This is a genomic window from Neotamlana laminarinivorans (genome assembly GCF_020523925.1).
GTDB classification, from domain to species: domain Bacteria; phylum Bacteroidota; class Bacteroidia; order Flavobacteriales; family Flavobacteriaceae; genus Neotamlana; species Neotamlana laminarinivorans.
Genome location: NZ_JAJAPW010000004.1, coordinates 100,873 through 127,276 on the forward strand (window position 1 = coordinate 100,873; position 26,404 = coordinate 127,276).

At 31.2% G+C, this 26,404-nt stretch carries 26 protein-coding genes and 1 tRNA gene; 13 read left to right on the top strand and 14 right to left on the bottom strand.

All coding sequences use genetic code 11. From position 1 onward, the window contains the following. Positions 1 to 2 precede the first annotated feature (2 nt). A complete protein-coding gene (locus tag LG649_RS09830) occupies positions 3 to 1,307 on the bottom strand; it encodes an NAD(P)/FAD-dependent oxidoreductase (RefSeq protein ID WP_226543658.1) in 1,305 nt (434 codons plus the stop codon). 190 nt (positions 1,308 to 1,497) lie between these two features. Between LG649_RS09830 and LG649_RS09835 the strand changes: the two genes are divergently transcribed. From LG649_RS09835 to LG649_RS09855, 5 genes are read left to right on the top strand one after another with little or no spacing between them, the layout of a single operon-like run. Next, a complete protein-coding gene (locus tag LG649_RS09835; RefSeq protein WP_226543659.1) occupies positions 1,498 to 2,208 on the top strand; it encodes a DUF547 domain-containing protein in 711 nt (236 codons plus the stop codon). 37 nt (positions 2,209 to 2,245) lie between these two features. Next, complete coding sequence (locus LG649_RS09840; RefSeq protein WP_226543660.1) at positions 2,246 to 3,154, top strand: hypothetical protein; 909 nt, start codon at positions 2,246 to 2,248, stop codon at positions 3,152 to 3,154. 33 nt (positions 3,155 to 3,187) lie between these two features. Then, positions 3,188 to 4,198: a glycoside hydrolase family 113 gene (locus tag LG649_RS09845; protein ID WP_226543661.1), complete on the top strand. Its 1,011-nt coding sequence runs from the start codon at positions 3,188 to 3,190 to the stop codon at positions 4,196 to 4,198. Continuing rightward, positions 4,195 to 4,932, top strand: a complete 738-nt coding sequence (locus LG649_RS09850; protein ID WP_226543662.1) for a hypothetical protein — start codon at positions 4,195 to 4,197, stop codon at positions 4,930 to 4,932. The genes LG649_RS09845 and LG649_RS09850 overlap by 4 nt, the downstream gene beginning before the upstream one ends. Beyond that, on the top strand, positions 4,929 to 6,197 hold the full coding sequence (locus LG649_RS09855) for a POTRA domain-containing protein (protein WP_226543663.1): 1,269 nt from the start codon (positions 4,929 to 4,931) through the stop codon (positions 6,195 to 6,197). Before LG649_RS09850 ends, LG649_RS09855 begins: the two co-directional genes overlap by 4 nt. A gap of 76 nt (positions 6,198 to 6,273) precedes the next feature. Here the strand turns inward: LG649_RS09855 and LG649_RS09860 are convergent, their stop codons facing one another. From LG649_RS09860 to LG649_RS09875, 4 genes are all read right to left on the bottom strand, one after another. Then, the gene (locus tag LG649_RS09860) at positions 6,274 to 6,954 is read right to left on the bottom strand and encodes a Lipl32 family lipoprotein (protein ID WP_226543664.1); all 681 of its coding nucleotides are present in this window, start codon (positions 6,952 to 6,954) and stop codon (positions 6,274 to 6,276) included. A gap of 45 nt (positions 6,955 to 6,999) precedes the next feature. Next, a complete protein-coding gene (locus tag LG649_RS09865; RefSeq protein WP_226543665.1) occupies positions 7,000 to 7,419 on the bottom strand; it encodes a hypothetical protein in 420 nt (139 codons plus the stop codon). 413 nt (positions 7,420 to 7,832) lie between these two features. Continuing rightward, the gene (locus LG649_RS09870) at positions 7,833 to 8,477 is read right to left on the bottom strand and encodes a response regulator (protein ID WP_226543666.1); all 645 of its coding nucleotides are present in this window, start codon (positions 8,475 to 8,477) and stop codon (positions 7,833 to 7,835) included. Beyond that, positions 8,474 to 10,600 carry a tetratricopeptide repeat-containing sensor histidine kinase gene (locus tag LG649_RS09875; RefSeq protein ID WP_226543667.1) on the bottom strand — a complete coding sequence of 709 codons (2,127 nt, stop codon included), beginning with the start codon at positions 10,598 to 10,600 and terminating at the stop codon, positions 8,474 to 8,476. The genes LG649_RS09870 and LG649_RS09875 overlap by 4 nt, the downstream gene beginning before the upstream one ends. Positions 10,601 to 10,868: 268 nt before the next feature. Here LG649_RS09875 and LG649_RS09880 point away from each other — a divergent pair, with 268 nt between their 5' ends. Beyond that, positions 10,869 to 11,597 (top strand): metallophosphoesterase family protein, encoded by a 729-nt coding sequence (locus tag LG649_RS09880; protein WP_226543668.1) that lies wholly within the window; start codon positions 10,869 to 10,871, stop codon positions 11,595 to 11,597. A 3-nt stretch (positions 11,598 to 11,600) separates the two neighbouring features. On the opposite strand, the gene LG649_RS09885 is transcribed toward LG649_RS09880, so the two are convergent. The 9 genes from LG649_RS09885 to LG649_RS09925 all read right to left on the bottom strand — a co-directional run bounded on the left by LG649_RS09885 (position 11,601) and on the right by LG649_RS09925 (position 20,013). Continuing rightward, positions 11,601 to 13,127, bottom strand: coding sequence for a carboxypeptidase-like regulatory domain-containing protein (locus LG649_RS09885; protein WP_226543669.1), 1,527 nt, complete (start codon positions 13,125 to 13,127; stop codon positions 11,601 to 11,603). A 99-nt stretch (positions 13,128 to 13,226) separates the two neighbouring features. Then, positions 13,227 to 13,949, bottom strand: coding sequence for a TIGR04283 family arsenosugar biosynthesis glycosyltransferase (locus LG649_RS09890; protein ID WP_226543670.1), 723 nt, complete (start codon positions 13,947 to 13,949; stop codon positions 13,227 to 13,229). Between the two features lie 32 nt (positions 13,950 to 13,981). Further along, a complete protein-coding gene (locus LG649_RS09895; RefSeq protein WP_226543671.1) occupies positions 13,982 to 14,731 on the bottom strand; it encodes a DUF547 domain-containing protein in 750 nt (249 codons plus the stop codon). After that, positions 14,728 to 15,633, bottom strand: coding sequence for a sterol desaturase family protein (locus LG649_RS09900; RefSeq protein WP_226543672.1), 906 nt, complete (start codon positions 15,631 to 15,633; stop codon positions 14,728 to 14,730). The genes LG649_RS09895 and LG649_RS09900 overlap by 4 nt, the downstream gene beginning before the upstream one ends. Next, positions 15,618 to 16,805, bottom strand: coding sequence for an MFS transporter (locus tag LG649_RS09905; RefSeq protein WP_226543673.1), 1,188 nt, complete (start codon positions 16,803 to 16,805; stop codon positions 15,618 to 15,620). Before LG649_RS09905 ends, LG649_RS09900 begins: the two co-directional genes overlap by 16 nt. 70 nt (positions 16,806 to 16,875) lie before the next feature. Continuing rightward, entirely contained in the window at positions 16,876 to 17,688 is an 813-nt protein-coding gene (locus LG649_RS09910) for a purine-nucleoside phosphorylase (protein ID WP_226543674.1), read from the bottom strand. Continuing rightward, the gene (locus tag LG649_RS09915; protein WP_226543675.1) at positions 17,681 to 18,310 is read right to left on the bottom strand and encodes a TIGR04282 family arsenosugar biosynthesis glycosyltransferase; all 630 of its coding nucleotides are present in this window, start codon (positions 18,308 to 18,310) and stop codon (positions 17,681 to 17,683) included. Before LG649_RS09915 ends, LG649_RS09910 begins: the two co-directional genes overlap by 8 nt. Further along, positions 18,303 to 18,797 (bottom strand): rhodanese-like domain-containing protein, encoded by a 495-nt coding sequence (locus LG649_RS09920; protein WP_226543676.1) that lies wholly within the window; start codon positions 18,795 to 18,797, stop codon positions 18,303 to 18,305. The genes LG649_RS09915 and LG649_RS09920 overlap by 8 nt, the downstream gene beginning before the upstream one ends. A 73-nt stretch (positions 18,798 to 18,870) precedes the next feature. Further along, entirely contained in the window at positions 18,871 to 20,013 is a 1,143-nt protein-coding gene (locus LG649_RS09925; protein WP_226543677.1) for an acyl-CoA dehydrogenase, read from the bottom strand. Between the two features lie 98 nt (positions 20,014 to 20,111). On the opposite strand from LG649_RS09925, the gene LG649_RS09930 reads away from it, so the two are divergent. From LG649_RS09930 to LG649_RS09960, 7 genes are all read left to right on the top strand, one after another. Next, positions 20,112 to 21,167 carry an anhydro-N-acetylmuramic acid kinase gene (locus tag LG649_RS09930; protein WP_317197659.1) on the top strand — a complete coding sequence of 352 codons (1,056 nt, stop codon included), beginning with the start codon at positions 20,112 to 20,114 and terminating at the stop codon, positions 21,165 to 21,167. Positions 21,168 to 21,472: 305 nt separating this feature from the next. After that, positions 21,473 to 22,945: a sodium/proton antiporter NhaB gene (nhaB, locus tag LG649_RS09935; protein ID WP_226543679.1), complete on the top strand. Its 1,473-nt coding sequence runs from the start codon at positions 21,473 to 21,475 to the stop codon at positions 22,943 to 22,945. A 44-nt stretch (positions 22,946 to 22,989) separates the two neighbouring features. Beyond that, a complete protein-coding gene (locus tag LG649_RS09940) occupies positions 22,990 to 23,682 on the top strand; it encodes a MotA/TolQ/ExbB proton channel family protein (RefSeq protein ID WP_226543680.1) in 693 nt (230 codons plus the stop codon). Position 23,683: 1 nt separating this feature from the next. After that, complete coding sequence (locus LG649_RS09945) at positions 23,684 to 24,079, top strand: ExbD/TolR family protein (protein WP_226543681.1); 396 nt, start codon at positions 23,684 to 23,686, stop codon at positions 24,077 to 24,079. Next, positions 24,079 to 24,933: an energy transducer TonB gene (locus LG649_RS09950; protein WP_226543682.1), complete on the top strand. Its 855-nt coding sequence runs from the start codon at positions 24,079 to 24,081 to the stop codon at positions 24,931 to 24,933. Before LG649_RS09945 ends, LG649_RS09950 begins: the two co-directional genes overlap by 1 nt. A 4-nt stretch (positions 24,934 to 24,937) precedes the next feature. Next, on the top strand, positions 24,938 to 26,155 hold the full coding sequence (locus LG649_RS09955) for a bifunctional folylpolyglutamate synthase/dihydrofolate synthase (RefSeq protein WP_226543683.1): 1,218 nt from the start codon (positions 24,938 to 24,940) through the stop codon (positions 26,153 to 26,155). Positions 26,156 to 26,239: 84 nt separating this feature from the next. Then, positions 26,240 to 26,314, top strand: a tRNA-Val gene (locus LG649_RS09960). The last annotated feature ends 90 nt before the right edge of the window (positions 26,315 to 26,404 follow it).

Below are 26,404 nucleotides of genomic sequence, written 5' to 3' on the forward strand. Positions count from 1 at the left end.
GGTTATGCTATTGTTAATTGGTTATTGTAGGCTTTTAAAATGTCTTTTTCGAATCGTTTGTAAAATTCTGGGTCAAAATTAGCTTCAGCTAAATGGTTCATTACATAGTCAATATCTCGTTTTTCCGTAAGCCATTTATCAAAAGTTTCGTGGCGCATTCTAATTCCAAAAGTATTTATGCCTAAAAATTCGTTTGTGTTTTTGTTGTATGCTACGGTAATGCATTTGGTGTCGTCGTCGTGTTTCCAGTGGAAATGAGCTTCGAAGTCTTTTTTACTACGCTCGCTAAACACCCAACCATAGGTTTGGTATTCAATATCCATAAATTTTGCCGAGTTAAACCAATGTCCTGGCTTGTATTCTAGTTTATTTCCGCAAATGGTTTGTGCTAGAGTTTCTCCCATCATTCGGCCGGTGTACCAAACCGCTTCAATAGGTCTGCGATTTCCAATTGCTTCATGTTGTTCGGCGCAATCGCCTATGGCGTAAACATCTTCTATATTGGTTTCTAAAAAACGGTTTACTTTAACACCGCGGCCTACTTCAATTTTAGAATCTTTTAAAAATGAAATATTAGGTGTAACTCCGGCTGTTAGTCCAACCACGTTGCATTCAATTTCTTCACCTGTTTCATCAATAATTATCGATTTTACTTGTCCGTTTTCATCGGCTTTAATTTCTCTTAAATTACTAGAAAGGCGTAAATCGATATGATGATTTTTTATGTGTCTATTAATCATTTCACTTTCACCTTTTGGCAAAACACCATTCCAGAAACTATCTTCGCGAACTAAAAAGGTAACGGGAATGCTTCGGCTATTTAGCATTTCTGCTAGTTCAATACCAATCAAACCACCGCCAACAATTACAGCGCGTTTACAAACTTTGTTATTTGGTGCATATGTTTCAAGGTTTTCTAAATCTTGCTTGTGGTACATGCCTAAAACACCTTTGAGGTCTTGCCCTGGCCAACCGAACTTATTTGGTTTACTACCAGTTGCTATTACTAATTTATCATAAGTAAGCGAATCGCCTTCGGCAAAATGAAGTGTCTTGTTATCGGTGTCTATTTCATTTACATAGCCTTTTTTTAAGTTGATTCTATTTTTATCCCAAAACCAATTTTCGTAAGGTTGCGTATGTTCAAACTTCATGTGGCCCATATACACATACATTAATGCGGTACGTGAGAAAAAATATTCGGTTTCTGCAGAAATAATCGTGATTTTTTTATCGGATAGTTTTCTAATATGTCTGGCAAGTGTAACGCCTGAAATGCCGTTACCAATAATTGCGATATGTTCCATTTTTGTGTTTTTGATGAATTTTAGGTCGTTATTAAAGTTAATAACTTAACAGGTAAGATTAATTTAGAAACCTTATAAATTAAGCGCCAAGTGTAAGGTTTAATACTTTTATAGTTCTTAAAATTATTTTAAAATTTTTGTAAGACAACAATTTTAGCTTCGACAGAATGCCTGAATTAAACTAGAAATTATGAGAATTTTAAAATTTATTATTGTATTTGTTATAACATCTTCAGTGTATGCTCAAAATGTTGAAAGTTTTTTTAAAGAGACGAATACTTTTTTACAAACCTATGTTAAGGATGGTAAAGTGAATTATAAAGCTATTAATAACGATCCTTCTAAATTAAATAGCATTTTAGAACTTGCTAAAAACACATCGATTGATGGAAAAGATGCTAATACTTATCAAGCCTTTTGGATTAACGCATATAACTTATCGGTTATTAAAGGTATAATAGATGTTTACCCTACAAAATCGCCATTAGATAATGATGGTTTTTTCGATAAAAAAACACACGAATTAGCAGGAAAAAGTATCACTTTAAACGATATAGAACACAAGTTACTTCGAGCAAAGTTTAAAGATCCTAGATTTCATTTTGTATTAGTTTGTGGTGCAGTAGGTTGTCCGCCATTAATTAATAAGGCTTATTTACCAAATACGCTAAATGCGCAATTAGAAGCACAAACTAAATTAGCCATAAACGGTTCGTTTTTAATGGTAAATGTAAAAAAGAAGCGTATTCAAGCATCAGAAATAATGAAATGGTATAAAGAAGATTTTACCATGAACGGCACTACCGAAATTGACTTTATAAACAAATACAGAACAGAGGCAGTACCAGCAAACTCAAAAATCAGTTACTTCCCTTATAACTGGACATTAAATCAGCAATAAAAAAAGCAATAAGAAAAAGAAAAACATATAAAAAATTATGAAAAAACTATCAACCTTATTATTAGCATTAAGTATTTCCTTTTTAGGATTTTCTCAAGAGGAAAATGAATCTGCAAAAAGTGTAATTCAAGAATATACACCATCAAAATTATTAAATAAAGGACAGTGGGATATTAAGTTTTTTAACAGCTTGTACACGCAAACAGAGCAAACCGATGCTGGGAGTACTTCTGGTAAAATAGCAAGACAAAACTTTTTTACAAATACCACCGAAATTTATACCGGTGTTAGTAATAACTCAAGAATAAACGTTGGTGTTATTTTTCAAGTACGTGCCAATACTTATAATGGTCAAGGTGCATTTAGTGTGTTTAATTTTGAAAATAATGGTGTAGACGCCAGAAGTGGTGTTACAACTATAGCGCCATCTATACGTGTACAACCAATTGCAAGTGTGCCAAACTTCTCTTTTACAAGTTCGCTATATTTTGCAGTATTTGAAGACGAACCAGGTGTTTACTTAGATAAAAGAAGTACGTTTTGGGAAACCAAGTTCTTTTACGATAAAACATTTGGTGGCGGCAAATGGCAAATTTTTACAGAAGCAGATTTTGGGTTTAACTTTGGTGAAAAATCTTCTGAAGCAGATGTTTTAACAGAAAACCAAGGCGAGCGTTTTGCAAATAATAGCATGTTTTTACCTGTAAGTGCTTTTTTAAGTTATTTTCCTTCAGCAAAATCTACAGTATTTGTAAATGCCCAACAAGCGTTTTTAATCGATTTAGGAAATAACTTTTCACAACGTTACACGCAATTAGGTTTAGGTGGAAAATACCAATTAACACAAGCCTTAAATTTAGAGGCATCGTTTGGTAAAATTGTAACCGGATATAATTTTCAAGGTTTAGGGCAAACATTTAGTTTAGGTTTACGTGCTTTGTTTTAATAATTGCTAAATTGGTGCATAAACAAAATGTAAATGCAATATTTAAAATGTAAATTCTTAGGTGTTATATTATTAATTCTAACAGCTTGTAATGGTCAAGTAGAAAAAATAAACGGTGTAAGTTTTGTGGCTTCCCGAGATAATATTAATGCCACCCATGTTAAACCTGTTGTAAATGTTAATGCTAACTATGCAGCTATAATGCCTTTTGGTTTCGTTGAGCATTTGGAGCACCCAAGTATAAAGCATAACACAGAAAGGCAATGGTTTGGAGAAAAACGCGCAGGGGCTAAACAATATATTGAGCAACTTCGTAAAGCCAAAATTAAAATAATGGTAAAACCTCAAATATGGGTTAGGCGAGGGGAATTTACAGGAGAAATTAAAATGACTTCAGAAGCATCTTGGAAAGAACTAGAAGCAGCATACTCTAATTTTATTTTAGAATATGCTGCTTTAGCACAAGAAGTTGAAGCGGAAATACTGTGTATTGGTACCGAATTACAAAAATTTATAGAACATAGGCCTGAGTATTGGGTGCAATTAATAAATGAAATAAAAAAGGTTTACAGTGGTAAACTAACTTATGCTGCAAATTGGGACGAGTATAAAACAACTCCGTTTTGGGATAAGTTAGATTTTATTGGAATTGATGCCTATTTTCCAGTTAGCGATATGCAAACACCAACAGTTGAGGCTTGTATACAAGGTTGGAAAGCGCATAAGTCAACAATAAAATCGATTTCAGAAAAACACAATAAACCAATTTTGTTTACCGAATTTGGTTATAGAAGTGTAGATTTTTCAGGTAAAAAACCTTGGGTTTTTAGCAGAAGTATGACGAAAGTTAATTTAGAAGCACAAGTAAACACCACAAAAGCACTTTTTGAAACGTTTTGGAGAGAAAATTGGTTTGCTGGTGGATTTGTTTGGAAGTGGTTTCATAAACACAACGAAGTTGGTGGTATAAATAACAGCCAGTTTACACCACAAAATAAACCGGCAGAAGCCGTAATTAAACATTATTACAACACTATAAAATGAAAATATTAAAAACTTTATGTTTATTAGTATTGCTGGCATATTCTTGCATTTCGGATGATGAAGCTTCAGAATATGTTACAGATTTAACAAGTTATATTGAAGGTAAAATCTATGAAACAGGAGCCGTTATAGCCTGCGCTGGAAATGAAAGTGAAACCTCTAATGCGGCGGCTGTTTATTTCTATCCTGAAGGCGATGCCGAAAATTTTATACTTTTTGAAACGGCTTCAAATAATGTTGATCCTAATAATTTTGAAAATTATACCCGTTTACAAGCTGAAGATTTTCCTGTTTTTAATGGCTATTTAAGAAAGTTTGAAAATAACATCACAGAAGAACGTTGGTTTATTGTTTCTTTTGAAATGGATGGCGAAATAAAACTTTCAAATCCAATTCTTATAAAAAACCAATCGCAACCTACTATTTTTTCTAGCGACATTACTATAAATCAAGACACTTCGCAGATGCCGTTGTTTACTTGGGAAGTGAATTCGGAGGCAGATAATGCTATTTTTTTCGAGGTGGTTTCAAACACCAACAGCGATTTAATTTCTGGTACTTATACTTTCGAAACGCAGTTTCAATATTACAATACATCCAACGTGGTTTTAAATATTACTAACGGCACTCCGCCGGATTTAACATTGGGCGAAACTTACAACATAACCATTATGGATGTGAGTGAAGATAACTGGATAAACGAATTTTTCATCAATCAATTTATAGTACAATGAAGCAACTATTACTTTTTCTTTTTTTTAGTTTTACCTGCGTTACATTTTCGCAAAACACCGTTGCCGATTTAAAAGTGCAAGGCAATAAAAAATTAAAATCTGGTTTTGTTAAAAAAATATCGAATATAAAACCTGGTGTGGCTTTAGACTCTGCTGTTATTGAAAGCGATATTAAATTGTTGAAGCGCTTGCCGTCTATCGCACATGCTTATTATCAGGTGTTTCCAACAGGAAAAGAAAACGAGTATAATGTGTTTTATAACATTGAAGAGAACTTTACAATTATACCTTCAGCAAATGTTTATACTACAAATAACGACGAATTTGCATATCGTTTAGGGCTTTACGAGTTTAATTTGCTTGGGCAAAATATTGCTTTTGGTGGATTTTATCAAAAGGATATTTACGACTCTTATGCAATAAATTTTAGGGCGCCATATTTGTTTTCAAGACAATTAGGTTTAGCCGTAAATTATCAAAATTTAACTACTTTAGAACCTGTTTTTTTAAATAGTGGAACAGCAGATTATAGATATAATAACGAATCTGTTGAGGTTTTAGGCTTGTATCAATTAAATTTTACAAATAGAGTTGAATTGGGTGTAAATGTTTTTAAAGAAGATTATAGGTATATATCTGGAGCAACAAGTGAAGGTGTACCACCAACTTTAGATGTTAAAAAAATACTATACAAGTTAATTTACGAATACAATAACTTAAATTACCATTACCAATATGTTGAAGGTTTTAGAAGCATTTTAAACTTTCAATATGTGCATTCTCGTGAAGGCGATCGTAAAAAGTTTCCCGATTTTTTAATAGGTTGGAACGACTTTTTATACTACAAGCGTTTAGGTAAAAAAGGTAATTGGGCTAACCGCTTACGTTTAGGAACATCAACTAATAACGAAACACCTTTTGCACCATTTGCAGTAGATAATAATATTAATTTAAGAGGTGTTGGTAATTTAATTGATAGAGGTACAGCAGCCATAGTTTTAAATACAGAATATCGTCACACACTTATAGAAAAAGATTGGTTTGCTTTGCAAAGTAATGCTTTTATTGATGCTGGAACGTGGAGAAATCCAGGAGGTGATTATGGAGATTTTACAGAATCTGAAAATTTGCGCGTTTACCCTGGTTTAGGCTTGCGTTTTATTCATAAAAAAATATTTAATGCCATTTTTAGAATTGATTATGGCGTTGGTTTAACTATAGGAGGTACACAAGGCTTAGTTTTTGGTATCGGGCAATATTTTTAATTTTTACAGGGTAAAAAAAATAGTCTCAATACCAATTAAAGTATTAAGACTATTTTTTAAATGTTATTATTTAAGACTAAAGTCCTTTCTTTAAATCTTCTATGGTTTTAGCCATTACAACTCCTGGTAATTTTACAGGGGCAGCTACCTCAGCAAGGAAAGTACCTTTAACTTCTCCTGTTTTGTATGTTGTAAATCCAATTCTGTAAAGACCAACAGTTAACGCTTTAGTTGGGTTTCCTGTATCACTTTTATAACGTAATAAAGAATTATAGCTATTTCCACTAGGTTGTTTTGGCATTTCGCTACTATCGTCATTTCTTTCTAATGTAACCCATTTTGCACTTTTAACAGCATCAACGCTAATGTTATCTTTACTAATAATATCAGAACGTTCTAAAGTAACATAAGTATCAAAAAAGTCTGAACTGCTAGCGTTTTCTTCATATGCTTTAGAAGAAGTTGCACCTTTAATTTTAGTTTTTCCAACAGGAGACATCATTCTAACCCCAAGTTCTGGAGCAACAGCAGGAACCCAAACATAGATGTAATAGAATTTTTTTCCATCAACAACTTCATCTTCGTTACCTGGAGATGCATAGCCTAAATAAGAAACAACATCAGTGTAAGGAACTTTTATAGTTTTTGGTCCAACTTGCTTTTCTATTGAGCTACCAAACTTTTTTAATTTTTGAGCTTGAATAGTTGAAATAGATCCTAAAAGGATTATACTTAAGGCAAAAAATTTTGTTTTCATAATGAATGTAATTAATTTAAAATAATTTATTGTTTGTTAATTTGATTAAAAGAATAAGAATGAAGCAACAATCATCCACGCGCCAACAATTAAACCAAGAACACCAAGTTTACCTTGTTTTGGAGCTAGTTTTTCTCTAAGTTGATTAGCTTTTTCTTTTGCAGCTTCGTTTTTAGATAAGAAAAGTTTGTTTATTAATCCGAAACCTAACATAAAGCCCAATACTGCTTCAATAATGTTTCCTGCTAATAGTGTAACCCACCAGATAGGATATGTTGTTAACCAGCCAAGATTTAATACGGCAGATATAATGCCCCATATACCCCAGAAGCAGAATATAAGTCCAATCCATCCTTGGTAAGGTTCAATTTTTTCTAAAAGCTCTTTTGCATTTGGTTTTTTTGCTAGTATTAATGATGGTACAGCAATAATGCTTAATAAAATTAATGTAATTCCCCAGGTCATAGTTTTTGTTTTAATGGGTTAGAAATTTGATTTTTATATACTTTCAAGTGTTTTAAAAGTACAGTGCAAAGGTGGGGAGTAAGAAGAGGAGGAAAAACACTTTTTTCAGTGAAATTGTATCCCCCTTTTTTAGGGGGTATGTAATTTTGGTGTTGTAAAATGTGAAGATATTATACTCTTGTTTATGTATATGGAAAGCTGTGTGTTTATGCTTGTGGATTTTCCGAAGGAAAATAAAAAGCTAGTAAACAAAGGAGCTTACATTGGTTAATATTAGAACAACTTTGAAAAATTAAAACTAAAAAATAATGTTAGTATAACGGCTCTCATCAAATTATTATTAACAAGTAATGTCTAGAATAAATTTAATTTTCCAGATGTTTTAAGTCGATAATTAATAGATTACAGGTTGTTTAACAATCTATATACTTCATTTTAAGAGCGTATTTTGTTAAGCCAGCAATATTTCTAACGTCTAGCTTTGTCATTAAATTTTTTCTGTAACTTTCAACGGTGTGTTTGCTTAAAAATAGTTTGTCTGCAATTTCTTGAGTAGTAAATTCTAGAGCAATTAACTTAATAACATCTATTTCTCTTTTTGTTAATTTTATTTCTTCATTTTTTTTATGAGACAGTTTGTTTTCTATATAGGTTGCTTTAATTTCTTTTGAGAAATATTTTTCGCCATTTAATATTGTTTTTATGGCTTTTAATAATTCTTGTTTTTCTGCATACTTAGGCACATATCCATCTACATTATTATCTATTAATGTTTCAATACGTTCTCCATCGCTATGCATACTTATAACAAGTGTTTTTATGTTTTTGTTTTGTTTTTTAATTGTTTTATTAAGTGCAATTCCATCCATTTTTGGCATGGATATATCTGTAATTATTAAATCAATTTTTTCTTCTTTATTAATGTTTAAGTATTTTTCAACTTGTTCTCCATTTTTGGCAGTGTAAATTATATTATAATTTATTTCACTAGTTAAAATACTTTGTAGGCCGTCTAAGAACATTTTGTGATCGTCGACAATAATTATGTTATGTTTCATGATGTTGTTGGGGGCATGTTGTTGATTTCTATATTTATAATAGTACCACGGTTTTTACGTGAGTCTATATTTAATGTTCCATTTATATCATATAATCTGTTTTTAATGTTTTTTAAACCTATGCCTTCGTCAATATTAGAATTAAACCCAATACCATTATCTTCAAATAAAATGTTTAAATTGTTATTTGATAAACCTATTTGAAGATCAATTGTATTTGCTTTGGCATGTTTTATTGTGTTGGTTATAAGTTCTTGAATAATTTTAAAAATTTGAATTTGAAGGTTTTGGTTAATGGTATTGATTTTATTTCTAGGGTATGCTTGAAAATGAGTAGTTAAACCAGTGCCATTTCCAATGTTGTTTAAATATTCTTCAAGAACATCAGCAAAATTATTTCTTTTAAATTTTTTAGGGATTAAATTATGAGATAAACTTCTTACCTGTAGGTATGTGTCGTCTAGTTGTTTGTTAATAGCTTTAAGGAAAGTGTTGTTAGTATTGGTGATTTGTAATTTTATTGCGGCAAGGTTACCTCCAATGCTATCATGTAACTCTTGGGCTATTCTTTTTCTTTCTTTGTCTTGCCCTAGTATTGATGCTTTAATTACGGCAAGTTCTTGATCTTTTAGTAACGAGCTAATTTTTTGTTCGTTTATTTCTTGTTGCTTTTGGTTAAGTTCGCTTTGGGTTTGTAATTTTTGATAATAAATAATTAGTAACGCAATAATTGGTATAAGGATAATGATAAAAGAAATTAGTGTTACATTTTTAATAATTTTTTGTCTAGAAAACTCAGCATCTTTAATTTCTTGGTTCCTTTTTAATAAATTAATTTCATGTTCCTTTTTTATAGAATTATGTTTAAAAGCAAGTATTTTGTTTTCATTTTCTTTACGTTTAATTTCTTGTTGAAGCTTTAAGTTTTTAATGGCTTCCTCTTGATTTTTTAACTTTAGCTTTCTATTACTATTCTCTATTTTTAAGATTTTAATTTCTTTTTCTTTTTTTAAAGTTTCATAACGAACTTCTAACTCATTTAGTTCTTTATTTTTTTGTAATTTGGCTATAGAGTCTTTAATATTGAAATAATGGTTTAAATGGATGTATGCATTTTTATGGTTATTTTGCTCTAAAGCTATATCCTTTAAACTTTTTAAAATATCTAACTGTTGAGAAAAAAAACCTAGCTCTTTAGCATCGTTTAGTGCTAAGCTGAATATTAACTCAGACTCTTTGTAATTTTTTGTAAGAAGAAATACGTTGCCTATGTTTAGTCTGCATACTAATTGCAAGTTTTTAAAATTTTGTTCCTCACTAATTTTTAAGGCTTCTTGATATAAGTTTATAGCTTTTTTATAATGGTTTAGCTTTTGTGCATTAGCTCCTTGGTTTAGGGCTATTACAGCTATAGCTTGGTGGTTGTTTTCTTTTTGGCTTAATTCTTTACCTTTTGCAAAATATTCTTCGGCTAAACTATAATTCTTAATTTCAGAATATATCATTCCAATATTTATATAGCTTCCAAAAATTACTTCTTTATCTTCATGATAATTAAGGCATTCTTTAAATAGTTTTAATGCCTTTTTGTATTCGCCTAATTGGCTATAAGTTAAAGCTAAACCATGGGTGTTTTGGTAATAAAAATCTACTTCATTGTATTTTAATGATTCTTCAATGGCTTTTAAATGCCATTTTTTACTTTCATTAAAAAGACCTTTATTTTTATAATTTACACCTAGAATATTGTATGTTAATGCTTTAAATTTTGAAAAAGTAGAGTCGTTTTTTTTGTCAACATGTTTAAAAGCTTCATGTACATAATAATTTGAAGAATCTATTAAAGTTTGATTTTTAAAGTAATATGCTAATAAAATGTTTACATTGCTAAGCGCTTTTTTTGTTACTAAATGTTTTTTTAAGTAATGAGCTGTTTTGTAGAACTTTTCAACTTCATTATTATTTAATAAATCTCGAGCATTATTTATTAAATTATTCTCTTCTTCAGTTAATTCGTTTTTATTGGGTATGAATTTAGACCGGTTAACGTCTGTTTGACTTGAAGCTATAGGCGAGCAAAAAAGTATTGAAAAAAATAAGTAATTATAAATTATTTTTATCATAGGTTTTAGTAGAAATCTGTTTGGGGCTTAATAACAAAAGTAATTAATTTTTAATATCATGTTTATGTATTTCGACCAACGCTATGTTTCAGAATATGAGGGGGTTTAATGTTTGTTATTTTTTAAAATAACGTAATAGGTTTTATTAAATACGATTAGAAGTGCTTTTTGGTTTTTCTTCGGATGTTTTTTAAACTTAATTTAATACGCAAAAAAAAAATATTGATTTGTAAACCTTTAATTTTGTATCAAATAAAACCTAATAAATATGCGAACATTTGCTATTGGAGATATTCATGGCGGTCTTAAAGCCTTAACTCAAGTTTTAAACAAATTAGAAGTAAAAGATGATGATACAATTATTTTTATGGGCGATTATGTTGATGGCTGGAGTGAATCGGCTCAGGTTATAGATTTATTAATGGAATTATCGCAAAATATAAATTGTGTTTTCATTAGGGGAAATCATGATGTTTGGTGTGAAGAATGGTTAAGAAGTAAAGAGGTAAATCCCACATGGTATATTCATGGAGGTAAAGAAACAATGGACAGTTACGAGGGCTATTCAGCTTTAATAAAAAGGCGCCATTTAGATTTTTTTGAAAACATGCGTATGTATTACATAGATAAACAAAACAGGCTATTTCTGCATGCAGGTTTTACATCTATGCATGGTGTAGAAAAAGAAACAGTGAAGGAAACTTTGTATTACGACAGAACCCTGTGGGAAATGGTACTAAGTTTAGATAAAAATATTGAAACTAATAATTTGTTATATCCAAAACGTTTAAGGCATTATAATGAAATATATATTGGGCACACTCCAACAACTAATTTTAATGTTGATGTACCAATGAATGCCGCAAACGTTTGGAATATAGATACTGGTGCCGCGTTTAAAGGTAAAGTAACAGGTATGAATATTGAAACTAAAGCTTTTGTGCAAAGCGATAATTTACCAGGTTTGTATCCAGACGAAAAAGGCAGAAACAAATAAATGTTAATCTATACTTTTAAACGATTTAATAGCTTCGTTAGGTTCAATAACATTGTAGCCCTCCCAAAAGGTAGGATCGTAATCGGGTAAATAAGTTGGTTTAACATCTGGGTTTTCCTTGAAGTTGTTAAACTCTGATTGGGTTAAATTTTTAGCTTCAAAAACAACTAGCTCTCTTTTCTCGGAATTAGACATTATAAAATGAATATCTGTAGATATTTCATTTTGCTTTCTACGGCCTCGAGTGTGTTTGTTCTTTTCAATTATTTTAAACGGACGCTTTATGCCAAAGTCGGTACCATCAACAGATTCGGCATATTTTAATTTATAGTTTTTAGCATCATCTTGTTCGTAAATAAAAACGCCTTTTAATAGGTTTTTTTCATACGAAATACCTAAAAGATTAAAGCTTTTTAATTGCTTTACATTTTGGTAATCAGCTCTAACTACTGCAAAGTCGTCGGTGTTTACATATAAAACACCTTTGTAATTGGCACCTCTTCTTGGTTTAAAGGTTATTTTATAAACAAAGGCTTCGTTTAAAAATAAATGGTCTACAATTTCAAATTCATATTTATTGGGTTTATAAATGAAATTTAAGTCGGAATCTTCAAAAATAAAACTAGATTCTTGTAAATCGATTAAATCACTTTTTCTGTAAGATAAAAATTGCTTTTTTCTGGCTTCTTCTTTCTTTTTTTGAGCTTGCAGAAATTCTTCGGTTTGTTTTTCTTCTTTTGTTGGCTCGTTATTAAAAATAGTAGTATCGATATCGGTTTTGGTGCCAAATAACCCCGATTTTACTTTAAAATACGAGTCGCGTTTTACACGCTTTTGTAAAATAGTATTTAGTCTTTCTTCAACACCTTCAAAAGAAACTTCGTTGTTTTTGTCGTACAAATGCGAGGCTTTAATAATGTCAAGTTTGGCATCATCAATAATATCGCTTTTAGCTATGTAAAAGTCACCTAAAATTTCTGTGTAATCTGCGTTTTTATTGGGTAAAATGTTTAATATGCTATCTGCAAATTTTTGATTAAGTTCTGGAATCGTTGTTTTTTTTACATCAACATGTTTTTTCAGCATTCTATTAAAATAGGAAACGCGATAAAACAATCTGCTTTTATTAAATGGAGCACTATAATTTTGTTCTAAATTTTCGTGTACTTTTTCAATAATTTCTTCAGCTGTGTATTGTTTGTTTGAAACCAAAACTTCATCTAACTCAATCGAGCTTGGTTGTAAAACCAAAATACTATCGTTAAAGGTTAAGGCCGAAATTCTTTTAGTTTCATAACCCAAAGAGCTAACTTCTAAGGAGTCTTTTTCTGAAGGTGTATTTTTAAAATGAATTTGAAAAATACCTTCATCATTACTAATAACACCTAGTTTTTTACCTAAGGTTATATTAGCAAAAGGAATGGGTTTTTGGGTTGTAGAGTCAATTAAACGTGCGTTTATAGAATGTTGGGCAACTACAGAAGTGATTGATAAAGAAAATAATAGAATAATTAAGTAAGCTTGTTTCATGTTTTTTTATTTGGCTGTGAAGATATAGCATTACATAAAACAGACTTTAAAATTAACATTTTGTTACATACGATTTTGTTAATTTTTAACAGAAAAAGCTTACGCTACAGATTTTTTATAATAGTTATAAAGCTCTTCGGCAGATGCTCCTAACCATCTTTTTATGTAAATGGCCCAGAAATGATATTGTAATTTCCAGATGCCAACTTTTTTATAAAGTCTGGAAGAAGTGGTTAGTTTTTTATTAATTACAACAAAGTTTTTGCGTTTATATAGCTCGTTTATAAGCATATTATCTTCGTAAATAATATAGTTTTCGTTGTAGCCACCAATATCGTTAAAAAGGTTTTTTGTAATAAATTGGCTTTGGTCACCACCACGGCAGGCTCGCCATGAAAACTGGGTAAACCATCCGGCTAATTTTAACCACCAATGGTTACTATCAAATTCCATTCTAAAACAACCCGCTTCATTACCTTTTTGTACTTCGTTTAAAATAAAAACATCAAAATATTTGGGCGGAAAAGAATCTGCATGTAAAAAATAAAGCACGTCGCCTTTGGCGTGTTTTGCGCCAAAATTCATTTGTTTGGCTCTGCCTTTTGGAGAATTTATTATTTCAATTTTTGGAAGAGAAGTGTGGTCGTTATTAGCTGCGAAATTTATAAAATGGTTTACTGCCGCAACAGAACCATCGTTACTGCCACCATCTACAACTAAAATTTCTAAAACGTTTTTAACTGATGCACTTTTAATTAAATGTTGAAGTAAAACAGTAATGTTATCAACTTCATTTAAAACCGGAATAATAATACTAATCATACTTAATTTACGATGTTTTTGTACAAAGGGTTTTATTTATTTAAATTCCAGTTATAATCTTTGTAGGTTATTTTAGCATTTTTTTCGATTTCTATCTCAGAATATTTGTTTAAAAAATCGATTACATTGCTTCCTTTTCCTTTAAAATCTTTGGTAAACCATTTAAAAATTTTTGATAGTTTTAGTTCGTTGGGTGATATTTCATTTTTGGTTTTATCTAAAAGAAAAGATTCTGTGGCTTCTGTTAATTGTTCGTTTATATTAGAAGCTGTAAAAGCAGTGTTTTGAAGCTTAGGGCATGAAATTGAAGCACAAACAATGGCAAAATGTATGCGAGGTTCGTTCATTTTTCGTAAAATTTTATGCTCAATAGTATTTAGGTTAAACCACTTATCGCCAAATTGCCATAAACTTTGGTCCCAAGGGTCTTTTAAATCGCGTATGCTTTGTAATGGGTAGTTTTTTAAAATTAAATCTATGGTTAAGGCGTTATATGCGTTTATCCAGAAGGCCAAAGTTTCGTTTCTGGTTGCATTTTTTAAAGCATTGGTGTTTTTGTATGTTGTTTTTAAGGCTTCAATATAATTTAATAAAGCTTGTTGGTTGTTTTTAAAAGCTACATAGTCTACATTTCCTTCTTCAGAAACATGGTTTTGCAACAGAGAATTCCATTGATTATGGTTGTTTTTTATAGCATCATCTTGTGGCAAATCTTGAGCATATGTTGTACTTATTGAACATGCAATAATTGCTATGAACAAAAATTTTAAAATTTGTTTCATGTCTTTTTAGTTTTGTTCTTTTTTTGAATAATTGGATACAATTCCTGACTTACAAAGTCTGTAGGGAAATGCTCATCACCTTCAAAACCTAATTCAATATCTCTTCCATCATGAGGAATGTAATCTGTTTTAAATAAATAATCCCAGATACTTAAAGTTAGTCCAAAATTCACGCCAAACCTTTCACCTTCGGGTAATTGTTTTACATGATGCCAAATATGCATTTTTGGGTTGTTAAATATGTATTTTAAATAACCATAATCCCAACCTAAATTGGCATGATTTAAATGCCCAATAGATATATTAAAAAAATGAACAATGGCAACATCTTGAGCATCAAAACCACCAATAATAGCAATTGGTATATAAAGCAGTGATTTGTATAGAACAGGCTCCATCCAATGGTATCGTAGGTGTGCGGCAAACCCCATTTCTTTTACGCTGTGATGTACCTTATGGAAATTCCATAAAAACTCAAAACGATGCAATAAGCGGTGCGTATTCCATTGTACAAAATCTGAAACTATAAAGAAAATAAATAGACCCAACCATTTTGGTAAGGCATCTACATCAAAAAGTTCTAAGTCTGCTAATTTTAAACCAATTATGCTTAAAATATCATTAAAAAATTCGGCAGCGCTATTCGATAAGGCTATAAAAACAATTAAGTTTAAAAGGAAGAAATTAAAGAACATATAAAATGTGTCTAACCAAAAATCTTTTCGAAAAGCCGATTGGTTTTTGCGCCAAGGCACTATAATTTCTAATAGCCAAACTATAAGCGAAATCGCAATTAAACCATAAAAGTAATTTTCCCAATGGTTAGGGAATAAAATTTCATGCTTTAAATAATTCCAGTAGCCGGAATAGGCGTTTTTAATTATGTCTAGATACTTTTCCATGATAATGCTTTATTGTTTTTTACCAAAGAAATAACACCTAAAACAGGGCCAATAGCTAATATGATAAAAATGAACATTGAGTTGGTAAAACTTAATAAATATGATGTAAGTTGAATACTTATAATTGTAATACTATAACCTATACAATTAACAATAGTTAAAGCAGTGCCTCTAGTTTTTGCATCGGCATTTTGTGCAACTAAAGTTGAAAGTAATGGGGAATCCATAATAACCACCATACCCCAGAATATTAAAAAAAGAATAACTACACTAATTAAAGAAATATTAAGTAAAAAAGGAGCAATTAAACAGCATAAACCAGATAATGTTAATGCTATTACAATTGTTTTTCTAGTACCTGCTTTACGTGAAATATAACCGCCAATTACACAAGACAAACTTCCAGAAGCTATTATAATAAAAGACCAAAGTGAAATATTTAAATTAATATTAAACTGCGTTTGATATAATTTTAAAATAACAGGAACAAACGCCCAAAAGGTGTATAACTCCCACATATGCCCAAAATAACCAAAGGCAACATTTCTAAAATTTTTGTCTTTAAAAATTGTTGCAAAAGCATACACGTTTACCGATTTGTTTATTTTTAAATACGGCCCGTTAGGTACAAATGAAAAAATTAAAACGCCTCCCAAAATAGAAAGTGCAGAGGTGGTTAATATCACAGCTTGCCAATTTATATAACGCGTAAGCGGATTTAAAATATGAGGAAAAGCAGTGCCAATAACCAAAGCACCAACTAAAAAACTTAACGATTTACCTAAGCCTTCTTTAAAATAGTCTGAAGCAATTTTCATTCCAACAGGGTAAATTCCTGCTAAGAAGAATCCGGAAACAAAACGAAAAAATAGTAAACTTACTAAAGTGTTGTTTTGCCAAACAATACCAAGATTAAATAAACTGGCCATAACAGCACTAACAAAAAATACTTTTGAGGCAGAAAATCTATCGGCAATATTGAATATGGCAAAAACTAAAGTGCCAATAATAAACCCAAATTGTATTGCAGAAGTTAGGTTGCCAATGGCACTTTTATTTAAATCAAAATCTAAAATAATATTATCAATAACACTGTTGCTAGCAAACCACAGCGAGGTACAGCAAAACTGAGCAATAACTATTAAAGGTAAAATTTGTTTTGTATGAGGCATTACAGCGTTAATCAATTAAAAAAAGCATTCCGTTTTTATTGAAAAAAACAGAGATTTACCTGTAATGTTTTTAAAGCGACGTTATTAGTTCTTTAAAAAGCAAAATCATGTTAGGTTCTGCTTTGTTGGCTTGAGCAATAATATCGTTTATGTTTACAGGCTCCAGATTATCTGGGTCGCATTCATCTGTTAAAACTGACACGGCTGCTACATTTAATTTTAAATGGTTAGCAACAATTACCTCAGGAACTGTGCTCATACCAACAGCATCGGTACCAATAATTTTTAACATACGATACTCTGCACGAGTTTCTAGTTGTGGTCCAACTACACTAGCGTAAACACCTTCTTGAAGTGTGATGTTAAGTTTTTTTGCAATGCTTTTAAATGAATTGTTTATGTTTTTGTTGTAAGGTGAGCTCATGTCTACAAAACGCTCACCTAATTGCGAAACACCTTTAAAAGCTAAAGGGGAGCTGCCTTGAAGATTTATATGATCGTCAATTAACATTAATTCTCCTTTTTTAAAGTTTGTGTTTATTGCACCGGCAGCGTTTGAAACTAAAAGTGTTTTGATGCCCAGTTTTTCCATAATCCTAACCGGAAAAGTAACATCTTGCAGTGTATAACCTTCATAAACATGAAAACGACCTTGCATTACAATAACTTTTTTTCCAGATAAATTACCGTAAATAAGTTTACCTTTATGAAACTCTACTGTTGCTGTTGGAAAGTTAGGAATGTGGTTGTAACTCGCTTGTGCAATTATTTCAACTTCATCTATTAATTTGCCTAAGCCTGTGCCTAAAATAATGCCAATTTCTGGCTTTTCGAACCCTTTGTCTTTTAAATAATTTACAGTTTCTTCTATAAATTTAATCATTTAATTGTTGAATTTTTTCTTGTAATACTTTATTGTTTTTGTAAAACGCTGAAGCTTTTAAATCTTCGAAAGTATCAATATCGTTTAGGGTGGTTAAGGTACTAACTTTAAAATTATTTTCCTTTAATTCTTGTAAAGTTTCGGTTAAAAGTGTGGCTTGACTCCAAGGTTTGTTTATAAAAACAGATGGAATTAATTGAGATAAACCGACTAAATAATAACCACCATCTTCTGCAGGACCAAAAACAGCATCGTTACTATTTAACGCTTCAATTGCTTTGTTAATATGGTGTTCTGAAATATCTGGTAAGTCTGAACCAATTATTAAAATGTTTTTATACCCGTCGTTAAAGCCATCTTTAAAAGCGTTAAGCATTCTCTCTCCTAAATCTTTACCATATTGCACTTTTTTATGGTGGTTTGGCCATAGATTTTCTTCAATTTTTGTTGAAAAATAAATGCGTTTATCGGCGCTTAATTTTTGCGTAGCTTTTTCGGTTACTTTAACGAGTTCTGTATAAACCTCGAATGCGCCATAATCGCCAATGGTTTTTGCTAATCTGGTTTTTACTGTTCCTAATTTTATGTTTTTTACAAAAACAATTACAAGGGCCTTATTCATATATTTTATTTCCTTTTTTTAACCATTTACTCCATTCTTTAGAGAACGTGTGTACATCCTCTGTTTCTGTTTCCTCTTCGTTATAAATGGTGAAATCGCTGTTTTTCCATTCAAAAATACCGCCGTATAAGTTATGAACGTTGGTATATCCTGCGGCTTTTAATTTTTCGGCAACATCTTCAGAGCGTATGCCTAAAGAACAATACACGACTATTTTAGAATCTTTAGCTGGTAATTGTGAGGCTATAGAATCTAAATTAAAAAAATCGTAGCCTACACAAATAGCATTTTTTAAATGGCTAACTTTAAATTCGTGAGGTTCTCTAGAATCTAAAAGTGTATAACTGGAAGATTCATTTTTTAAATCTTCAGGAAAAATATAAGGTATACTTTCTGTGTTATGTGTTTTTAATAACTTATCTAATTTTTTTTGAGAAAAACTTAAAAGGCTAGTTAATAAAAATAAGAGTAAAAATGTTTGTTTCATCTTAAAAATTAAATTGCGTTATTTTAAAGTCGTAGCAATTGTTAAATCTTAACAAAAAAAATTAATATCTATTTTAATTGCGCAATACACTTCTGGAAATTACTATTTTTTGTATTTCGCTTGTACCTTCATAAATCTGTGTGATTTTTGCATCTCGCATTAAACGTTCTACATGATATTCTTTTACAAAACCATTGCCGCCGTGTATTTGCACTGCCTCAACGGTTTGTTCCATGGCAACTTTGCTGGCGTATAATTTAGCAATAGCACTAGAAGTGTCGTAGTTTTCACCTTGGTCTTTATCGAAAGCCGATTTCATTACTAATAATCTGGCGGCTTCAATTTCAGTATGCATATCGGCTAGTTTAAAAGCAATAGCTTGATGGTTGCAAATTTCTGTACCAAAAGCTTTACGTTCTTTACTATACTTTAAAGCTAATTCGTAAGCGCCAGATGCAATTCCTAATGCCTGTGCTGCTATGCCAATACGGCCTCCAGAAAGTGTTTTCATGGCAAATTTAAAACCAAATCCGTCCTCACCAATTCTATTTTCTTTTGGTACTTTAACATCGTTAAATTGTAAAGTGTGTGTGTCGCTTCCGCGAATGCCTAACTTGTCTTCTTTGGGACCTACATGAAACCCTTCCATATCTTTTTCAACAATAAAAACATTAATGCCTTTATGTCCTTTTTCTTTATGTGTTTGGGCAACTACTAAATAAAAATCTGCACGACCACCATTTGTAATCCAATTTTTGGTGCCGTTTATTATGTAATGGTCGCCTTTATCTTCGGCTGTTGTTTTTTGTGATGTCGCATCGCTTCCGGCTTCTGGCTCACTTAAACAAAAAGCGCCTATTTTTTCGCCAGATGCTAATTTGGTTAAGTATTTTTGTTTTTGTTCTTCTGTACCAAAAGCTTCTAAGCCATAGCAAACAAGTGAGTTGTTTACAGAAACAATTACCGACGCAGAAGCATCAATTTTTGATAGTTCTTCCATAATTAAAACGTAAGAAATAGTATCCATACCACTTCCGCCGTATTTTGGATCTACCATAATTCCCATAAAACCTAAATCGGCCATTTTTTTAACCAATTCTTTAGGGAATTGTTGTTGGTTATCACGTTCAATAACACCAGGTAATAATTCGGTTTTAGCAAAATCGCGAGCAGCGTCGCGAATCATTTTATGTTCTTCTGTAAGGTTAAAATTCATGATTCGTAAAATATCTATTAATTTAGTTAGGATTATTCACAAATATAAGTTTTTGTTATAAAATTTTCATGCCTATTGTTATTTTTACATATATGAAAATGCAATACAAAGTAATTGGTGTAATGTCTGGTACATCTTTAGATGGTGTAGATTTGGTTTTAATGAACTTAAGTTTTAATGATAAATGGAGTTTTAAAATGTTATATTCTGAAACTATACCTTATTCAGAAAAATGGTTTAGTATTTTAAAAAATCTTGTAAAATATGATTTACATGAGCTAAAAGCTATTGATGAAGATTATACAAATTATTTAGGCGCCGTAATTAAAGAGTTTATTACAAAAAATAATATAACAGCTATTGATGCTGTTTGTTCACATGGTCATACCGCATTGCATCAGCCAGAAAAAAAATTAACCTATCAAATAGGAAACTTACCAAAACTGGCTAAAATTATTAATGAAACAGTAGTTTGTGATTTTAGAGTTCAAGATGTAAAACTTGGCGGACAAGGAGCACCTTTGGTTCCAATTGGAGATAAATTGCTGTTTGCAGAATATGATTTTTGTATAAACCTCGGCGGTTTTGCAAATATTTCCACAGATATAAAGGGCGAACGCATTGCTTACGACATTTGTCCTGTAAACATTGTATTAAACCATTATGTTGGTAAACTTGGTTTTAAATACGATAATAAAGGCGATATTGCTAAATCAGGAAATTTAAATAAAGAATTGTTGGAAAAACTAAACGAGCAGCCGTTTTATAATTTAAATTACCCGAAGTCTCTAGGTTTAGAATGGGTTAATACTAATATTTTTCCTTTAATAGATACTTTTAAATTAAGTGAAAAAGATATTTTAAAAACTTTTGTAGAGCACATTGCCACTCAAATTACAAAAGAAATTAATAAAAAAAGAAAAGGAAAAGTGTTAATTACAGGTGGTGGCGCTTACAATTCGTATCTAATACAGAGTTTAAAATTTAAAACAGACCATGAAATTATTATACCTAACCCACAGGTGGTAGAATTTAAAGAGGCTTTAATTTTTGGTTTATTGGGTGTGTTAAAACTCACAGAACGAGTGAATTGCCTAAAAAGTGTTACGGGAGCAATAAAAAACCATAGTTCTGGTGAAATATTTATTGCTTAAAAATAAATAAAAAATAACATTTTAGATATTAAGTTTTTTATATTTGTTTCAGTACAAGAAACACCCTAATTATGATAAAGATTTAATTATAATTTTCGTAAAAACTTCCCAAAAAATTATAATTAAAGTTTCATAAATTTAAAAATGGAAGCAAAATTTAAAAAGTATAACAAAGTAAGTGTTGTGTTATTCCATTTAGTTGACGGTGCCATATTCTTTAACAGTTTAAAACAAAAATGTATATACAAACAATTAACATTAAGCTTTATGTTTAATGTTTTACCAACTTATTTAATTTATTTATTATGTTAAAATATTTTTTAGGCAATAGCCCAAAATGGTTTAAGCTAACTATGATTAGCTTTTTAATCTTTAATGTATTTTCTTACTACGTTTTAGGAACAACAGTTACAGCTTGGTTATTTATAGCCGAGTTTATTTTTACACTAGCTATGGCGCTTAAGTGTTATCCGTTGCAATCTGGTGGTTTACTAGCTATCGAGGTTATAGCTTTGGGGCTTACAACGCCGCATAATGCTTATCATGAAGTAGATCAAAATTTAGAGGTTGTTTTACTTTTAGTATTTATGGTTGCTGGTATTTATTTTATGAAACCTTTGCTTATGTTTATATTTAGTAAAGTTTTTACTAAAATAAAGTCAAAAGTTGTTTTGTCGCTTTTATTTGTGTTTTTAGCTGCAATTCTATCTGCTTTTCTAGATGCTTTAACAGTAACAGCAGTATTAATTAGTGTTGCAGTTGGCTTTTATGGAGTTTATCATAAAATACATTCAGGTGAGTCTGATCACGACGAAAGTGGGGTTAAAGACAAAGAAGAACTTAGTGGAGAAACTTTAGAGCAATTTCGTAGTTTTTTACGTAGTTTAATTATGCATGGTGTTGTTGGTACCGCTTTAGGTGGAGTTTGTACTTTAGTAGGAGAGCCACAAAACTTGTTAATTGGTGAACGCATGGGATGGGATTTTATTGATTTCTTTGTTCAAATGGCACCTATTACAATACCTGTTTTAATTGCTGGTTTAGTAACCACTGTTATACTAGAGTTAACCGGAACATTTGGTTTTGGAGCTAAGTTACCACCCGTAGTAGCTGGTATTATTGAAAACTATACCATTAAAGAAGATGAAAATAGATCTGATAAACAAAAATATGCTTTAATTGTTCAAGGTGTTGCTGCGGTTTTATTAATTGCTGGTTTAGCGTTGCATATTGCTCCAGTAGGGTTTATAGGTTTAGCTTTAATTATTGTTCAAACAGCATTTATGGGTATTATTGATGAGCATCAGTTAGGGCATGCTTTTGAGGAAGCATTACCTTTTACAGGTTTGTTGGTAGTGTTTTTTGTTATTGTTGCCATGATACACGATCAGCATTTATTTAGCCCTATAATTCATTGGGCTTTAGAGCAAGATCCGGCCTCTCAACCAGGTTTGTTTTATATTGCAAATGGAGTGTTATCAGCAATTAGTGATAATGTATTTGTAGCAACTGTTTATATTGGTGAAGTACAAGAAGCCTTTAAAAGTGGAGCTATAGATAAAGAGCATTTTGAAAAATTAGCAATTGCAATTAATACAGGAACCAACCTGCCAAGTGTAGCAACACCTAATGGTCAAGCTGCATTTTTATTCTTACTAACCTCTGCTTTAGCACCACTAATTAATTTATCTTACGGTAAAATGGTTAAAATGGCGTTACCTTACACTATTGTATTAGGCGGGTTAGGATATATTATGGTAAAATTTGTTCTAGTATAATTTTATTAATAAATTTCCGTTTCCAAATTAGTAAACTTTAATCTATGTTATTACAAGAAATTCAAGAAGGTGCAGAAGCACTAGCAGAAGGCGAATCTGTAGAAAAGTCGCTTTCCATTATAGAGTTAATAAGTAGTGGAGGTGTAGGAGGTCAAATTATTATAGGTATCCTGTTTATACTGCTTGTTGCTGCAATTTATATTTATTTTGAGCGTATTTTTGCAATAAAAGCAGCATCAAATGTCGATGCCAATTTTATGAATCAAATAAAAGACCATGTAAGTAATGGTAAAATAGATTCAGCTCAAATGTTATGTGCTCAAGTAAACACTCCTGTATCCCGATTAATCGCTAAAGGTATTTCACGTATAGGAAAACCACTCGCAGATATTAATACCGCTATAGAAAATGCAGGTCGTTTAGAAATTTATGGTTTAGAAAAAAACGTAAGTATCTTAGCTACAATTTCTGGTGCAGCTCCAATGATAGGTTTCTTAGGGACTGTTACGGGTATGATTCTTGCAATTTTTGAATTAGCAAATGCAGGAGGATCTATAGAAATGGATGTTTTAGCAGGTGGTTTATACACAGCCATGACAACAACTGTTGCTGGCTTAATTGTAGGTATTGTTGGTTATATGGCTTATAATCATTTGGTAGTTAAAACCGATAAGGTTGTTTACCAAATGGAAGCTAATTCTTTAGAGTTTTTAGATCTTTTAAACGAGCCAACATAATATGAATTTTAGAAGCAGAAACAAAGTAACACCAGAGTTCAATATGTCTTCTATGACAGATATTGTATTCTTGTTACTTATCTTTTTTATGATTGCCTCAACGTTAGTTACCACAAATGCTATAGATATTGTTTTGCCTAAAGCAAGCGGTAAAACAGAGAACAATAGTTCTGTTGCGGTAAGTATTAAAAAGGATTTAACATATTATATTGACCAAAAACGAGTTGGCGAAAGTGTTCTAGAAAATCAATTATTAGCGTTACTTTCTAGTCAAGATAAACCAACTATAGTTTTACGAGCAGAAAAATCTGTTCCAGTAGAAAATGTAGTGAAGGTTATGGATATTGCAAATCGTAATAAATTTAAGGTAATTTTAGCAGTTCAACCCAATAAATAATGAAGTATTTAAAAACTAAACACGAAAGAAATTCAGCTAAAATAACAGCTTTAATATCTGTTATTTTAGTGCTTTTGTTGTTTGTTGTAAATACAACTCCAGAAGATCCACCAGAAGAATATGGTATTGCCGTAAATTTCGGAACTACAAATTTCGGAAGCGGTACAGTACAACCCAAATCACCTATAAAATCTACTCCTCGAGAAATTAATGAACCTCCACAACCAGATGTTTCTGAGCCAGAAACATCGGCATCACCATCAACAGAAGCAAAAGAGGAGGTATTAACAGCTGATAATGCTGAAGAAATAGCAGTAAAAAAGCAGAAGGCAGCTGAAGCTAAAGCAAAGGCAGAAGCCGAGGCTAAGGCCAAAGCAGAAGCAGAGCGAAAAGCTAAAGAGAAACGCGAACAAGAGGAGAAAAAGAAAAAACTAGATGCTTTAATAGGTGGTGTTAGTAAATCTGAAGGAACAAGTTCAGGTAGTGAGGGTAATGATAATAAAGTAGGAGATAAAGGACAGTTAGATGGTAACCCTTATGCACCAAGTTATTTTGGTGGACAGGGAACTGGTAGTGGCGGAGTTGGTTATGGGTTAAATGGTCGAGGAAGAGCTACATACAAAACACTTAAGCAAGATTGTAATGAATCTGGTATGGTGGTTGTAAGAATAAAAGTCAATCAAAGTGGTAATGTAATATCAGCAGAACCAGGCGTAAAAGGCACAACCAATACAGCATCATGTTTATTAAAACCAGCAAAAGAAATAGCCCTTTCTCATAAATGGCCTGCAGATTCTAAGGCTCCAGCAGAACAAATAGGTTTTGTTACTGTAAACTTCAAATTAGGTCAGTAATTTCATGACGTATAAAGAAACACTTGATTGGATGTTTTCTCAGCTACCTATGTATCAAAAACAAGGGAAAACAGCCTTCAAAAAAGACTTATCAAACACTTTAAAACTTGCAAAACATTTAAATAACCCAGAGAATAGTTTTAAGGCTGTCCACGTTGCAGGAACCAACGGAAAAGGATCTACAAGCCATATGCTAGCCTCTATTTTACAAGAAGTCGGTTATACGGTAGGTCTGTATACATCCCCACATTTAAAGGACTTTAGAGAGCGTATAAAAATTAACGGTAAAGTAGTCTCTAAACAATTTGTAATTAATTTTATTAAAGAAAATATAGCCTTTTTTGAAGCTAATAAGTTGTCGTTTTTTGAGATGACAGTTGGAATGGCTTTTAAGTATTTTTCAGAAGAAAAAGTTGATATAGCTGTTGTAGAGGTAGGTATGGGAGGTCGTTTAGATTCTACAAATATTATAACACCTGAAGTTTCAGTAATTACAAATATAGGTTTAGATCATGTTCAATTTCTTGGAGATACGTTACAAGAAATAGCAGCAGAAAAAGCTGGTATTATAAAGCCTAATATACCTGTTGTTATTGGTGAATCTCAAGACGAAACTATACAGGTTTTTAAACAAATTGCAGATAAAAATAAGGCTTCTATTACTTTTGCAGATAAAAATATAGAGGACGTTTTCGATTCTGATTTAAAAGGAAGTTATCAAGATAAAAATAAAAAAACGGTATTACAAACGATAAAAATATTGCAAAACAATAATTTTAAAATTGGTTTAGATGAGATTAAAAATGGTTTGCTAAATACGGTAAAAAACACAGGTTTATTAGGCCGTTGGCAAATATTACGAGATAATCCTAAGGTGATTTGTGATACAGGTCATAATAAAGAGGGTTTAACTTATACTATGAATCAGTTAAAAAATGAAAATTACAATACGCTGCACATAGTTTTCGGAGTAGTAAATGATAAAGATTTAAGTTCAATTATACACTTACTACCTAAAAAAGCAAGATATTACTTTTGTAAACCAAAAATTTCTCGTGGCTTGAATGAAAAAATTTTACAAAAAGAATTTGAGTCTAAAATGTTTTTTGGAGAATCTTATAGTTCTGTACGTGAGGCTTATAAAACGGCTTTGAGTAATGCTTCTAAAAGCGATTTAATCTTTGTGGGAGGTAGTACTTTTGTGGTTTCAGAAATTATTTGATAATTTCTTTAAAAAAGTTTTTGTAGATCGAAAAACTAGCTTATATTTGCATCCGCAATCAGGAACAATGATTGTTAAACACAAGGGCGCGTAGCTCAGTTGGTTCAGAGCACTTGGTTTACACCCAAGGGGTCAGGGGTTCGAATCCCTTCGCGCCCACAAAAAGCATCCATTTATGGATGCTTTTTTTATTTCTTTAAATCCTTTTTATTAGCTTTATTTTATATTTTAGTATAAAATCCCTCGTAA

Coding starts and splice junctions, on each gene's coding strand:
- LG649_RS09940 (WP_226543680.1), top strand. CDS start 22,990: ATGTTATTACAAGAAATTCAAGAAGGTGCAGAAGCACTAGCAGAAGGC.
- LG649_RS09945 (WP_226543681.1), top strand. CDS start 23,684: ATGAATTTTAGAAGCAGAAACAAAGTAACACCAGAGTTCAATATGTCT.
- LG649_RS09920 (WP_226543676.1), bottom strand. CDS start 18,797: ATGAAACAAACATTTTTACTCTTATTTTTATTAACTAGCCTTTTAAGT.
- LG649_RS09875 (WP_226543667.1), bottom strand. CDS start 10,600: ATGATAAAAATAATTTATAATTACTTATTTTTTTCAATACTTTTTTGC.
- LG649_RS09915 (WP_226543675.1), bottom strand. CDS start 18,310: ATGAATAAGGCCCTTGTAATTGTTTTTGTAAAAAACATAAAATTAGGA.
- LG649_RS09885 (WP_226543669.1), bottom strand. CDS start 13,127: ATGAAACAAGCTTACTTAATTATTCTATTATTTTCTTTATCAATCACT.
- LG649_RS09870 (WP_226543666.1), bottom strand. CDS start 8,477: ATGAAACATAACATAATTATTGTCGACGATCACAAAATGTTCTTAGAC.
- LG649_RS09840 (WP_226543660.1), top strand. CDS start 2,246: ATGAAAAAACTATCAACCTTATTATTAGCATTAAGTATTTCCTTTTTA.
- LG649_RS09890 (WP_226543670.1), bottom strand. CDS start 13,949: ATGATTAGTATTATTATTCCGGTTTTAAATGAAGTTGATAACATTACT.
- LG649_RS09895 (WP_226543671.1), bottom strand. CDS start 14,731: ATGAAACAAATTTTAAAATTTTTGTTCATAGCAATTATTGCATGTTCA.
- LG649_RS09955 (WP_226543683.1), top strand. CDS start 24,938: ATGACGTATAAAGAAACACTTGATTGGATGTTTTCTCAGCTACCTATG.
- LG649_RS09905 (WP_226543673.1), bottom strand. CDS start 16,805: ATGCCTCATACAAAACAAATTTTACCTTTAATAGTTATTGCTCAGTTT.
- LG649_RS09830 (WP_226543658.1), bottom strand. CDS start 1,307: ATGGAACATATCGCAATTATTGGTAACGGCATTTCAGGCGTTACACTT.
- LG649_RS09860 (WP_226543664.1), bottom strand. CDS start 6,954: ATGAAAACAAAATTTTTTGCCTTAAGTATAATCCTTTTAGGATCTATT.
- LG649_RS09845 (WP_226543661.1), top strand. CDS start 3,188: ATGCAATATTTAAAATGTAAATTCTTAGGTGTTATATTATTAATTCTA.
- LG649_RS09865 (WP_226543665.1), bottom strand. CDS start 7,419: ATGACCTGGGGAATTACATTAATTTTATTAAGCATTATTGCTGTACCA.
- LG649_RS09925 (WP_226543677.1), bottom strand. CDS start 20,013: ATGAATTTTAACCTTACAGAAGAACATAAAATGATTCGCGACGCTGCT.
- LG649_RS09835 (WP_226543659.1), top strand. CDS start 1,498: ATGAGAATTTTAAAATTTATTATTGTATTTGTTATAACATCTTCAGTG.
- LG649_RS09950 (WP_226543682.1), top strand. CDS start 24,079: ATGAAGTATTTAAAAACTAAACACGAAAGAAATTCAGCTAAAATAACA.
- LG649_RS09850 (WP_226543662.1), top strand. CDS start 4,195: ATGAAAATATTAAAAACTTTATGTTTATTAGTATTGCTGGCATATTCT.
- LG649_RS09930 (WP_317197659.1), top strand. CDS start 20,112: ATGCAATACAAAGTAATTGGTGTAATGTCTGGTACATCTTTAGATGGT.
- LG649_RS09900 (WP_226543672.1), bottom strand. CDS start 15,633: ATGGAAAAGTATCTAGACATAATTAAAAACGCCTATTCCGGCTACTGG.
- LG649_RS09910 (WP_226543674.1), bottom strand. CDS start 17,688: ATGATTAAATTTATAGAAGAAACTGTAAATTATTTAAAAGACAAAGGG.
- LG649_RS09880 (WP_226543668.1), top strand. CDS start 10,869: ATGCGAACATTTGCTATTGGAGATATTCATGGCGGTCTTAAAGCCTTA.
- LG649_RS09855 (WP_226543663.1), top strand. CDS start 4,929: ATGAAGCAACTATTACTTTTTCTTTTTTTTAGTTTTACCTGCGTTACA.
- nhaB (WP_226543679.1), top strand. CDS start 21,473: ATGTTAAAATATTTTTTAGGCAATAGCCCAAAATGGTTTAAGCTAACT.